The sequence below is a fragment of the Micromonospora sp. SYSU B005 genome (genome assembly GCF_055362685.1).
This window is the reverse complement of sequence record NZ_JAXCFU010000005.1, coordinates 89747-102436: the sequence shown is the minus strand read 5'-3', so window position 1 is coordinate 102436 and position 12690 is coordinate 89747. Positions and strand designations below refer to the sequence as shown.

9 protein-coding genes are annotated in these 12690 nt (G+C 69.4%); 1 reads left to right on the top strand and 8 read right to left on the bottom strand.

Annotated features, from left to right (window positions below):
• Window positions 1–19: 19 nt before the first annotated feature.
• From SM452_RS14090 to acs, 3 genes are all read right to left on the bottom strand, one after another.
• On the bottom strand, window positions 20–2422 hold the full coding sequence (locus SM452_RS14090) for an immune inhibitor A domain-containing protein (RefSeq protein WP_463840146.1): 2403 nt from the start codon (window positions 2420–2422) through the stop codon (window positions 20–22).
• Between the two features lie 355 nt (window positions 2423–2777).
• Complete coding sequence (locus tag SM452_RS14085) at window positions 2778–5561, bottom strand: immune inhibitor A domain-containing protein (RefSeq protein WP_463840068.1); 2784 nt, start codon at window positions 5559–5561, stop codon at window positions 2778–2780.
• 233 nt (window positions 5562–5794) lie between these two features.
• On the bottom strand, window positions 5795–7783 hold the full coding sequence (gene acs, locus SM452_RS14080; RefSeq protein WP_463840067.1) for an acetate--CoA ligase: 1989 nt from the start codon (window positions 7781–7783) through the stop codon (window positions 5795–5797).
• Window positions 7784–7984: 201 nt separating this feature from the next.
• Here acs and SM452_RS14075 point away from each other — a divergent pair, with 201 nt between their 5' ends.
• Window positions 7985–8731, top strand: a complete 747-nt coding sequence (locus tag SM452_RS14075) for a Fic family protein (RefSeq protein WP_135242913.1) — start codon at window positions 7985–7987, stop codon at window positions 8729–8731.
• 13 nt (window positions 8732–8744) lie between these two features.
• On the opposite strand, the gene SM452_RS14070 is transcribed toward SM452_RS14075, so the two are convergent.
• From SM452_RS14070 to SM452_RS14050, 5 genes are all read right to left on the bottom strand, one after another.
• Window positions 8745–9551: an HAD family hydrolase gene (locus tag SM452_RS14070; RefSeq protein ID WP_262015336.1), complete on the bottom strand. Its 807-nt coding sequence runs from the start codon at window positions 9549–9551 to the stop codon at window positions 8745–8747.
• 347 nt (window positions 9552–9898) lie between these two features.
• The gene (locus tag SM452_RS14065; protein WP_262015337.1) at window positions 9899–10363 is read right to left on the bottom strand and encodes a hypothetical protein; all 465 of its coding nucleotides are present in this window, start codon (window positions 10361–10363) and stop codon (window positions 9899–9901) included.
• A 206-nt stretch (window positions 10364–10569) separates the two neighbouring features.
• On the bottom strand, window positions 10570–10980 hold the full coding sequence (locus SM452_RS14060) for a hypothetical protein (RefSeq protein WP_262015338.1): 411 nt from the start codon (window positions 10978–10980) through the stop codon (window positions 10570–10572).
• A 174-nt stretch (window positions 10981–11154) separates the two neighbouring features.
• Window positions 11155–12120, bottom strand: coding sequence for a phosphotransferase enzyme family protein (locus SM452_RS14055; RefSeq protein WP_463840066.1), 966 nt, complete (start codon window positions 12118–12120; stop codon window positions 11155–11157).
• Window positions 12121–12162: 42 nt separating this feature from the next.
• A complete protein-coding gene (locus SM452_RS14050; RefSeq protein ID WP_355511986.1) occupies window positions 12163–12612 on the bottom strand; it encodes a VHL beta domain-containing protein in 450 nt (149 codons plus the stop codon).
• Window positions 12613–12690 lie beyond the last annotated feature (78 nt).

The following is a 12690-nucleotide window of genomic DNA, read 5'->3' as shown; positions in this document are numbered from 1 at the left end:
TGGTGCGTCGATCAGTGGATCAGGAGAAGCGGACCTTCAACGAGGTGCCGTTCTGCTCCAGAACCTTGATCTTGGTGCCGGTGGCCGGGAGCTTGACGCCGTGGTTCGGCAGCTCCGGGTACCAGTACTGCTTGGTGTCGTCGAACAGCGGCTGCGCCGCCTGGCCGCGGATGTACTGCGGCTGGCTGTTGAGGTGCAGCGTGAACGAGTCGGCCTTCTTCAGGCTGAACGGCGCGTCGTAGACCTGGACGCGGGCCCGCCAGGGCGCCCCGGTCAGGTTGTAGATCGGCCGCGGGTGCGCGTCGATGATCATGTTCCGACCCTCACCCGGGTGCGCGAACGTGTCGTTGTCCGCGAACCGGAGGTTCCAGTAGGAGATCAGCAGACCCTCCTGGTACGCGTAGTGGTCCACGTAGTCCGGGCGGGTGTTCGCGTAGCCGAAGAAGTACGGGCCGGTCTTGAGGTACTTGTCGTACGAGACGTACGACCGGTTGCCGGCGATGTAGTAGTTGTCGAACTTACGGGTGTAGGTCTCCTCGACGATGCTGAAGCCGCTGAGGGTCCAGCCGTTCGCACCGGCCTCGGCGCCGTCGGTGAGGAGGGTCTGACCGTCGGCGGTCACGGTGATCGCGTCACCGTAGAAGCCGCCCTCGGAGACACCGCCGTCCGTCTGGTAGCGGAGCCGGAACTGCACGACGTTGCCGGCGACCGCGTCCATCGGGATGTTGACGTCGACCCACTGGTTGTTGCTGGAGCCGTCCAGGGCGTAGCGCCCGGGGGAGATCTCCTTCAGCGGGGTGCCGTTGGCCGTACCGGGCAGCGAGGTCCAGGTCTGGCCACCGTCGGTGGACGCCTCGAAGAACAGGTAGTCGTAGTCCGCCTCGATGCTGTAGCGACCCTTCATCGACAGCGCGGCGCTGGTCTTCCCGGTGAGGTCGACAGTGCGCGTCATCGTGGTGTTCAGGTCGTCGTCGTTGCCCGAGAAGAACTGCTTCGTACCCTCGAACGGCTTGCCGTTCTGGAACGTGTACTCCCGCTGCGGCAGCACCACCACGGCGGCCTGGGCCTTGTTGGAGTTGTACTCCTGCGGGCCCAGCTCCAGGGTGCGCTTCTGGCCGGCCACGACGACCTCGTAGTCGAGCCAGCCGAGCTGGAGCTTGTTCCAGGCGCCGAGGTCGCCACCGCGCTCGCCGATGCCGCCGTCGTTCTTGGCGCCGAGCCGGCTCTGGGCCATCAGGGTCCAGTGCTCGTTGTTGTTGTCCCCACCGCTGACCACGTTGTAGTCGTCCGGCAGACCGAGGTCGTGGCCGTACTCGTGGTAGAAGACGCTCCGGCCACCGTTCTCCGGCTGGATGGTGTAGTCACCGATCCAGACGCCGGTGTTGCCGATCTGGGTGCCGCCGGCCGGGAAGTTCTCCGGGCCGGTGTTGCCCTGGTCGCTGGCGAAGGCGTACCACCGGTGGCTCCAGATGGCGTCCTCACCCTGGTACGGGTCACCGTCGGCCTCGTCGCCGCCGGCGTGGACGATCTGGAAGTGGTCGATGTAGCCGTCCGGCTCGTTGAAGTTGCCGTCGCCGTCGAAGTCGTACCGGTCCCACTCGTCCATCGCCTTGACGTCCGCGGCGATCTCCGCGTCGGAGCGGCCCTGCGCCTTCTGGTCGGCGACCCACTGGTTGGCGGCGTCGCGGACCAGCGCCCAGGTGTTGGTGCAGACGTTCGAGGCGCACGGGTAGCCGCCGGAGCGGCCGTAGCGGGCCTCGTTGTACCGAACCTTCACCCAGTTGGTGACCTCGCCGTCGACGCTGTACCGACCCGAGGACTGGGCCTCGTAGTACTGCTTCAGCGACTCGTCACCCGGGTTGGTGCCGAAGTACAGCTGCCGGTAGTGGTCGGCGCTGTAGTCGGCCTGCCACACGGTGGAGTTGTCCACCGCCCGGTTGGGCTGCGGGATCTGGTTGCGGAGCGGACCGTCGAAGCGGGACGGGCCCGGGGTGTCCGGGTCGGTGTCCTGGTCCGGGTAGTTCGGGTGCCGCTCGTCGCCGAACTCCGCGAGGATGACGAAGATCTTGTCGGTCCGCTTGCGGGAGAGTTCGACGTACTGGTCCTTGACCGGACCCTTGCCGGCCTTGGTGCTCTTGGCGGACCTGCCCGCCGAGGGGCCTCCGGCAGCGCGCTCGCCGACCTTGACGACCGTGCTGCCGTTGATCTTCTCGGCCTTCGCCCTGCCGGACAGGACCTCGCTCAGGCCCTCCTGGCGCAGCGCGCGCCGCTTCTCCTCGAGCGGGTTGGGCAGGTCGTGCTCAGCCTGCGCAGGCTCGGCCACCGACGGAGCGGCGGCCGGCAGCTTCGGCGTCGGCGCGGCGCTGGCGGACGTGCCTGCCATCAGCCCCGTCGCGGTCAGCGAAAGCCCGAGCAGACCCACTGCGACTTTGCGCACGTGGTACCTCCGGTGTGAGGGAACCGGCCCAACTGGGGGTACGGGCCGGTGGAACGTCCCACTAGTGGGACCAAGGGTGAACATAGACACTGCTGCGACTGGTGGGAAGATGTGTGCGTCGATTTGTAGCAACTTTTTGTTGGGGATGCTTTCCGCCGTCACACGCCGTGCCGTCACCGAGCCGTTGACCAGCAGCGATGCGTGGATCATGTAGTGCAGTGACAGTCATGGATAAGCCGTCGCGCGGAAGGGCCGGGAGCGCTCACGCTCCCGGCCCTTCCCCCATCGATACCGTTCAGATCATTTTTCGGTCATTCCGGTTCCGGTTTGACCGTACCGTTCAGTTGCGCGGCGGAACCACGTACACCTGGGCGTACGAGTTGTCCTTGGCGGCCCGCTTGATGATGATCGAGACGCCGTACTGGACGCCCGCGTCACCCGGGTTGCCGGTGCCGAGCACGATCGCCCCGCCACCCAGCGTCGAACCGTAGTAGTCCGTCGCCGGAGTGCCGTCCGGGTTCACCACCCGGGTGGTGTACTGCTGGTTGCCCCGCGACGGGACGACCACCGAGGCGTCGTTGTCCCGCGAGTACGCGGCGCCGTCACGGATCTCGATGCCCGGGTACCAGCCCTTGGCGTCGGTGAAGCCACGCACCGGAGCCTGCGGGCCGAACTTCGTGCAGTACTCGCTGTACGGCTCGTCCGCCGCCTCCAGGCACTCCTTGAAGGGGTACGTCGGCTTCAGGCCGAACGCGGCGTTGGAGGACTGCGGCCGGCTGGGCAGGTTCTTCAGCACCGACGGGTCCTTCTCGGCCGCGACGCCCTTGCGGCGCAGCGGGTCGTTGTGCGAGTCGACGATCAGCAGACCGCCCTTGGCGCCGTAGCTGGGCAGCGCGGTCATCTGCGCGGTGACGTGGTTGACGTCGCCGAGCTGGGTGTCCCGGTACCAGACCAGCATGCCCGGCGCGTTGTACGCGATCCGGTCGACCTTCCAGGCCTCGTGCGAGTAGACGGTGTCGTAGGTGTACTTCAGGCCCTTGTCGAAGCCGTCGAAGTTACGCCACTCGGCCAGGTAGTAGTGCGACTTCACCTGGGTGCCCGAGTCGATGTACCAACCCGCGCCGCTGGTGTCGGTGAAGGTGCCGCCGGTCTGGGTCCAGCCCGCCGCGCCGCTCTCCACGTCGTCGCTCCAGGTGGTGGCGCCGCCGCCGGTCACCGAGAAGTCGTCGGCGAACCAGCCGCGCTCCACGAACGCCTCGTCGGTGGCGTAACGCAGCCGCACCTGCACGGTCTGCCCGGCGTACGACGACAGGTCGACGTAGTCGTGCCGCCAGCCGCTCGTGCTGCCGGTCAGGCCGTACTTCTTGTTGCCGAAGTCGACCATGCGGCCGTTCGGGTCGGCATAGCCGTCGTTGGTGGAGACCAGCGCGCCGCCCTCGGCGTACACCTTCTGCTCGCTCCAGGTGGCGCCGCCGTCGGTGGAGACCTCGACGAAGCCGAAGTCCCAGTCCGCCTCGATGACGTAGTTGTTCCACATCCAGAACTTCGCGTCCGCGGCGTTCGGGACGGTCACCGTGCGGCTGAGCTTGACGTCGGCCCAGTTCTGGTCGGCGCCGGAGTACCACATGTTCGAGCCGCTGTGCGGCGTCGCCAGTGAGATCACCTTGTCCGGCAGGTCGATCTTGATGCCGTCCTCGGTGCCGACCGGCGTACGCGACGTCTGCCCGAGGTTGACCAGCTTGGACCGGTCACCCGGCCCGAACGTCTTCGGCTCGGCCCAGCCCAGCACCCACTTGTCCCAGAGGCCCATGTGCGTGGGCAGCGCCTGGAAGATCTCACCGGAGTGCGAGCCGGACGCCATCAGGTCCCAGAAGTCCACGTCGGAGTCGGCGTTGCCGGACGTGTCGTAGAGGTCCGGCAGACCCAGGTCGTGCCCGAACTCGTGGGCGAAGACGCCGACGCCGGCGTCCTCCGGCTGCACGATGTAGTTCGACACCTTCAGGTTGGTGCCCGGGATCGTGTAGCCACCGGCAACGGTCGAGGAGTGCGCCCAGACCGAGTAGATGCCGACGTCGCCGCCACCCCGGGACTTGCCCTGGTTGGCGTGCACCAGCACCAGGTGGTCGATCACGCCGTCCGGCTCGTGGAAGTTGCCGTCACCGTCGCGGTCGCTCTGGTCCTCGATGTCGTAGTCGGCCCAGGGGAAGTCCGGGTCGGACGCGGCCAGCGCGTCGATCGCGTCGGTGGCGAGCCGGCCGGCACCCTGCGGGTTGTCCGGGTGGCCGTTCATCGACTGCTCACGCCCGGCGACCCAGTTGCCGTTCTCGTCCTGGAAGCAGCGCGAGGCGGCGTACCAGCCCTCCGAGTGCGGCACCGTGATCCACGGGCTGGCCTGCCCGTCCACGGTGTACGCGCCCTTTGACATCTCCAGGTACATGTTGTGCATGGTCCGCCCGGCGAGGCTGATGCCCGGCTTGCCGTCCGGCCCCTTCAGGTCCTTGCGGACCCGCTCGGTGATGCCCTTCTTGCTGTACAGCATCTTGTCGTAGTGGGCCGGCGAGAAGTCCGGCACCCACATCGAGTTGTTGTCCTTGTGCGGCAGCGTGGCCGGGTTCGGGATCGTGTTGTGCCGCGGCCCGTTCTGCACGGTGCCGGGCACGCAGGTGCGGTCCTCGAACACCGTCTTCGGGACCATCACGTTGGTGAAGTCGTCGTTGGCGTTGTCGTTGAACTCGACGAGCAGCGTCAGCAGCTTGGCGGTCTGCGTACTCTTGGCCTTCTTGATCTTGCGAGGACTCTGGCCGGTCCGGATGGACTTGGCCTCCAGCTTGGCCAGCTCGCGCGCCGCGATCGGGTTGCCCCCGGCGTACTTGCGGTCGTAGGCGCGGGCCTCGTCCGCCGGCGAGGAGAAGATGCCGTCGCGGCCCTTGACCTCCTTGCCGCCGGTGTCCGGCTGGACCTCGGGCTCGGCGTAGTTGATGTAGTGCTCGTCCGCCCCGATCGTGACCGGTGCGGACCGGGCCGGCTGAGCCGCCGCGCTGCCCGTCACGGTCAGCGACGTGGCCGCGAGCGCGATGGCGGGCAGTGCGACGAGTAAGCGTCGCCGTGCCCTGTGCTGCGACATGGGGAGCATGCCACTCCGTTCGTAGGGAATGGTGAGGGACCGGCCGTCTCAGTGACGCTCGTCGAAATCCGCCGGCTGGCTGAACGTAACCGACGACGAGCGACATCGACAGAGTTGATCAGGCCCTCTGGCCGATCAGGTCAGTCCCGGATCCCCCGATCGACCGGCGCGGATCCCGGATGCGACGAGGGGGCGGACCGCCCGGCGGCCCGCCCCCTCGTCGTCAGTCGACGTCAGTCCTCGTCGGACTTCCCGCCGCTCATCCCCGACGAGATCAACTCCATCACCGAGGAGTCCTGGAGCGTGGTCACGTCACCGAGCGACCGGTTCTCCGCCACGTCCCGCAGCAGCCGGCGCATGATCTTGCCGGAGCGGGTCTTCGGCAGCTCCGGCACCAGCATGATCTGCCGCGGCTTGGCGATCGGGCCGAGCGTCTTCGCCACGTGGTTGCGCAGCTCGGCGATGAGCTGCTCGCCCGCGTCACCGGAGATCTCCGCGCTGCCGCGCGGGATGGCGAACGCGACGATCGCCTGGCCGGTGGTCGGGTCGGTCGCGCCCACCACCGCCGCCTCCGCCACCGACGGGTGGCTGACGAGCGCCGACTCCACCTCCGTGGTGGAGATGTTGTGGCCGGACACCAGCATCACGTCGTCCACCCGGCCGAGCAGCCAGATGTGCCCGTCGTCGTCCTTCTTCGCGCCGTCACCGGCGAAGTAGACCCACTCGTCGCCGGTGTTCGCGCCGGCGCCGAACCGGGACCAGTACGTCTCCAGGAACCGGTTGTCGTCGCCCCAGATCGTCCGCAGCATCGACGGCCACGGCTCCTTCAGCACCAGGTATCCGCCGCCGCCGTTCGGCACCGACTGGCCCTGGTCGTCGACGACGTCGGCGACGATGCCGGGCAGCGGGCTCATCGCCGAGCCGGGCTTCGCCTCGGTCACGCCGGGCAGCGGCGAGATCATGATGGCGCCGGTCTCGGTCTGCCACCAGGTGTCCACCACCGGCAGCTCGCCGCGGCCGACATGCTGCCGGTACCAGATCCACGCCTCCGGGTTGATCGGCTCACCGACGCTGCCGAGCAGGCGCAGCGACGACAGGTCGTACCCGGCCGGGATGTCCTCGCCCCACTTCATCATGGTGCGGATCAGCGTCGGCGCGGTGTACAGGATGGTCACCTTGTACTTGTCGACGACCTCCCAGAACCGGCCCTTGTGCGGGGTGTCCGGCGTGCCCTCGTACATGACCTGGGTGGCGCCGTTGGAGAGCGGGCCGTACACGATGTAGGAGTGCCCGGTCACCCAGCCGATGTCGGCGGTGCACCAGTAGACGTCCGTCTCCGGCTTCAGGTCGAACACCGCGTGCGTGGTGTACGACGTCTGGGTCAGGTAGCCGCCGGTGGTGTGCAGGATGCCCTTCGGCCGGGCGGTCGTGCCGCTGGTGTAGAGGATGAACAGCGGGTGCTCGGCGTCGAACGCCTGCGCCTCGTGCTCCGGCGACGCCGTCTCCACCGTCTCGTGCCACCAGTGGTCCTTCGCCGACCAGGCGACCTCCTCACCGGTACGCCGGACCACCAGCACGTGCTCCACCGACGGGCAGTTCGCCACCGCCTCGTCCACGGTCGGCTTGAGCGCCGACGGCTTGCCCCGGCGGAAGCCGCCGTCCGCGGTGATCACCACCTTGGCGCTGGCGTCCTGGATCCGGTTGGTGAGCGCGTCGGCGGAGAAGCCGCCGAACACCACGCTGTGCGTGGCGCCGATCCGGGCGCACGCGAGCATCGCCACCGCCGCCTCCGGGATCATCGGCAGGTAGATCGCCACCCGGTCACCGGCGGTCACGCCCAGCTCGGTCAGCGCGTTCGCCGCCTGACAGGTGAGCCGGTGCAGGTCGGCGTAGGTGACCGTACGGGTGTCGCCCGGCTCGCCCTCCCAGTGGATCGCCACCTTGTCGCCGAGGCCCGCCTCGACGTGCCGGTCCAGGCAGTTGTACGCCACGTTGAGCCTGCCCCCGGTGAACCACTTCGCGAACGGGGCGTTCGACCAGTCGAGCACCTGCTCCCACGGCTGGGCCCAGGCCAGCCGGCCGGCCTGGCGCTCCCAGAAGGCCAGCCGGTCACCGGCCGCCTCCTCGTACGCCTCGGCGGTCACGTTGGCGTTCGCGGCGAGTTCAGCCGGCGGCGGGAACTGGCGCGTCTCGTTCAGCAAGTTGGCCAATGCCTCGCTCATGCGGTGACTCCTTCGTCGCGTGACCTGCGTCTCCTGATGCGGGGAAGGTTAGTCCCGGCGTACCCCGGCCGCGACCGCCCGGCCCCTCACCGCGCGCCGAGCGGCCCCGTCCCCGCGCCGAGTGCACCGCGCGACGCCGACGGCGTCACTTTCCCGGCGGGCGGAGGCGGATACCGGCCCGGCGGTCGCTAGCGTGACGGGGTGACCACCGATCCGCTCGCCCCGCTGCTCGCGCTCGCCGACGTCGCCACCGCCGTCGAGCAGGCCCGCGAGCGGGTCGACCTGGCCCACCGGCACCGCGCGCTGCGCCGCCAGGGCGGCCAGGTCGCCGCCGAGGTCAGCCTCCGCTCCGCCGTGGCCAGCGCCGCGCTGGAGGGCCGCGTCCACGACCGCGAGGAGGTACGCGCCGGCACCGTCACCGACCCGGTGCTCCAGGGTGCGCTGCGGGTCGCCGGGGCACTGCCCGGCCTCAGCGACCTCTGGCCGAAGGCCCCCCGGCAGGTGATGGCCCGGCTGCACGTACTCGCCGCCCGCGACGTGGTGACCGAGGAGGAACTGGGTCGGCCGGTCGCCGACCCGGTGGTCGCGGCCCGCCTCGACGGCCTGGCCGCCCTGGTCGCCGGCGGCACCAAGGTGCCACCGCTGGTGCTGGCCGCCGTCGTACACGGCGAGCTGCTGAACCTGCGCCCGTTCCCGGGCCCGTCCGGGGTGGTGGCCCGCGCCGCCGCCCGGCTGGTGCTGATCTCCACCGGTTTCGACCCCCGCGGGCTGGTCGCGGTGGACGTCGGTCACCGCGAGCGCGAACCGGAGTACGTGGGCGCGGCCGGCGCGTTCGCCACCGGCACGCCCGACGGCCTGCGCTCCTGGCTGCGGCACTACATGACGGCGGTGGAGGTCGGCGCCGACCAGATCACGCTGATCGGAGACGAGATCCTCGCCGCGTCCTGACGGGCGCGAGGCGTCAGGCGGTGGGTGCGGCGGCGCGGGTGCGCCGGTGCCGGCCGTACCAGGCGATGCCGATGGCCACGCCGACGCCCACGCCGAGTGCCGCCGCCGCGACCGGCACCGCCGGCCGCTCACGCAGCCGGCGGCCCAGCGGGATCGGGTGCCGGAACTCCAGCACCGGCCACGCGTTCTCCACCGCCAGCTTGCGCAGCGCCCGGTCCGGGTTGACCACCGTCGGATGCCCCACGCACTCCAGCAACGGCCGATCGGAGTACGAGTCGGAGTACGCGTACGAGTCGGCCAGGTCGTAGTCGCGCTCAAGAGCCAGTTCGCTGACCGCCTCGACCTTGCTCGGGCCGGCGGCGTAGAACTCGACCTCGCCGCTGTAGCGGCCGTCCACCACGCCCATCCGGGTGGCGATCACGTCGGTGACCCCGAGCAGCTCACCGATCGGCCGGACCATCTCGTCGCCGGACGCGGAGACCAGCACCACGTCCCGCCCGGCGGCCTGGTGCTCCTCGATGAGGGCTGCCGCCTCGGCGTACACATAGGGGTTGATCAGTTCGTGGAGTGTCTCCGCGACGATCTGGCGGACCTGTTCCACCGGCCAGCCCTTGCAGAGCGTGGCGAGGTAGTCCCGGGTGCGGGCCATGGTCTGCTCGTCGGTGCCGCCCAGCCGGAACATCAACTGCGCGTACGCCGACTTGACCACGTCACGCCGAGTGATCAGCCCGTCCCGGTAGAACGGCCGACCGAACGCCAGGGCGCTCGACTTGGCGATGACGGTCTTGTCGAGATCGAAGAAAGCGGCGCTGCGGCCCACGGCGCGAAAGTCTAGCCCGACGAGAGGCGTCGAGGCGTCCGCCCGGGTCGCGAAAGCCGATGAGCACCCGGTGGAGTGACGGCGGTCACAGGCAGCTATCGATGAATTTAGCTTTGCGTGGAGTGAACAACACTCGACGTATAAGGGTCGACTGCGGCATGCTTGTCCTCGCGGCGGGAGTTCGCATACCCGGCGTCGATGGGCCTCGGCGGTTGCACCCCCCGTAACCGCTGAGTCGGTTCGGCTCGACCCCCCCGGAGCCGAACCACAAGACGACCCCCGTCTCCCCCCGACGGGGGTCGTCCCTTTGCGCGGGGCGCTCCGCCGCGGGCCACAGCCCTTCCTCGTCATTCCAGGCCGAAATCGGCGGGCCTTTCGGCAGCTTTGATCCTGAACGCTCTCTCCAGAACCTCGCCTTGAAGGCCAGCCTCCAGATCATCATGCCTGGACCCAACGTGGCCGGTGTCCACGTCGTGCTCAATGAGCTCCACGACCAGCTCGGCGAGGTCCGCCAATCCGAAGTACCGCATCGCGTCCACGGCTCGTCTGAGACGGAATGCCTCGTTCACCTCGACAGCGAAGCCCACGCCACCACCCATCGCTGAGTTGTAGACGCGCAGCAGGTACGAAAGGTGCACGATGCCGAGTGGAGTGCCCTCGGGCGCCTCGCCATCAGCGCCGTAGTCGGCCGCGTCGTTCCAGATGACGTGTAGTTCATCCAGGCCGGCGGCCCTCCACCCCTCTTTCGCCTCGTCCGCGGCACGACCCAGCCCATGTGAGCGGCTTGCCTTATGAGGTGGCCGTCGGATCACCGACGCAGGGTATCGGGCGGACCACCTCCGTCGGTCGGCGCACGTCAACCGAGCCAACCGCACGATCCCGGCCCGGCCGGCGCGTGGCGCAGATCAGTCGGCGGACGCGTGTCGATTCTGGGGTTCGGGGCTGGACTTTGTCGTTGGGCCTTCGGGCTTGTGGGGCGGAAGGGATCGGCAGCGGATGCACCCGTAGTGCGCGTCGGTCAGGTGTGGCCGAGCATCGACATGAGCTGCGTGAAGCTGGGCGCCACCAGCCGCCAGGAACATCGGCTCGGGTCGGTCCAGAAGTCACTGGCGACGACCCTCGGGTCGGTGACATCGGTTCGGTAGTCGAGCGCGAGGGCGACGTCGTCTCCGGGGTCTCGGTTGACCGCGATGAGGACCGCACGCTCAGCATCCAGCCACGGCAGATCGGAAGGGCGATTCATCCGGCTGCCGCGGGTCACTCGAAAGAGCTGCGACAACGGTGCGTCGTCGGCGAAGAGATCCAAGGCTTCGTTCTCGAACCGCATCCGGTCGAGACTGCCGGGAAACATCAGGGGATCTCTGAACCATGGCATGACCTCTTGGAGCACCTCGGCACCGGGGTTTCGCCAAAGGCCCTGCTCCAGCAAGTTGACCAGCGTCGCGGGTAGGGAAAGACCTCGGACTGTCCCTTCGCGTGGCCGAGAGCTCTGGTGCACCGGCACTCCCTCAGCGTCAGCCATCATGCAGGGCGACAGAGTAATCGTCAGCCGGGCGAAGGCACTCCAGGCGATGCCACCCCCGCTGAGCGTTCCGCATCGACCTCAGGACGCGTACCCGGGGCCGGCGACCGCCTCGGCGATACGGGTGAGCCAGTGCAGATCGTTGGCCCGGGACTCCGCACTGGCCTCCGGATCGAGGATGCTGCCCAGAAACGCCGCGACGTCGTCGAGGTGCCGCTCACCGCGGTAGTAACTCAGCAGGACCGGGTCCGGCTCCAGCGGTCCGTAGCCTTCGCGGAAGAGTTCGGCCCGGCGCGCGTCGATCGGGTGATCGCCGAAGTCGGTGCTGTAGACGAACATCAGGTCCCGCTCGCGCGGCGCGAGGATCGGTGCGTCCCAGTCCACGACGTGCAGGGGACCGTCGCCGTCGGCGATGAGGTTGCCCGGATGGATGTCCGCGTGGCAGATGACGTGCTGCCCCGGCGTCACGCGCGACGCCAGGTCGTCGACGGTCTCCGCCAACCGGTGCAACGCGGCGCCGTACCGCTTCCAGAAGGCGCCCAGGGTCTCGCTCGTCGCGGCCCGCCGGCCGAAGGTCCGCAGCCGCTGGCCCGCACCCGATCGGTAGGTCTCGGCCGGCAGGACGGCTGCTACCTCCGCGCTCGGCGTGACCCGGTGCAGCCGGCCCAGGAACTCGCCGTACTCGATCCACTGGCGGTCGGTGAGGCCGCGCCCCCACAGGCTGCCGCCGTAGTGGAACGGGTAGAGCAGTAGTCGATAGTCTCCGTACCCGCGCCCGGCGCCACCGTCGGGAAGGTCCAGCGGCGCGACCACCTGCCGAAGGCCCTGCGCCCGGAGGAAGCCGGGCAGCAGGACGGCGGCCGGCGTGAAGTCGCCCCGCCGCACCTTCAGGAAGCAGCGCCCGCCGTCGGACGTCTCCACCCGGTACGCCCACGCCTGCCCGTCGAGTCCGACCGGCATGAACACCAGGTCGACGACGTCCACCGACCAGGCGGCGGCGACCTCGGCCGCCAGCGTCCGCTCGTCGATGTCCGGCTTGTCGATCACCCGACGGAGCGTCGCAGCCGCCGGTCGGGCCCGGCAAGGGAGTTACCGGATCACCGCGCGCAGCGTCCGCCGGTCCGGCTCGAAGCACACCAAGCCTCGGCCTCGCTCATCGGCCACGACCCACGGATGACCGACGTACGTCTGCTGCCGGTAGGACTGCCCGGGGCGCAGAACCGCGTACTGCTGTCGACGGCCGTCGTAGTTGATCCAGTGGACCACGACTGTCGACTCCCGGGCGTTGACGAAGTCGATGAAGGTCGACGGACCACCGCCGTGCGAGCGCAGCCGCGACTCACGCGAGGCCGGCAGCGGGTCCAGTTCCCCGGGCCCGACCACCGGCGGCTTCGGCCGGGGAGGCGTGGGCTTCGACGAGGCCGGCCGGCTGCTCGGGGTGGGGCGGCGGGTCGGTGCGGCGGTGCGGCTGGGCGGCACGGCACGGCTGGAGAACGACACCGACGGCGGTGCGTAGGACTCGGCGGGCGTCTCCGTCACCGACCCCGCCCTCGTCGGGGATGCCAGGATCGCCTGGCCTTCGAGCGGCGGCGGGAGGTCGGGGCGACGGGGTGCGGC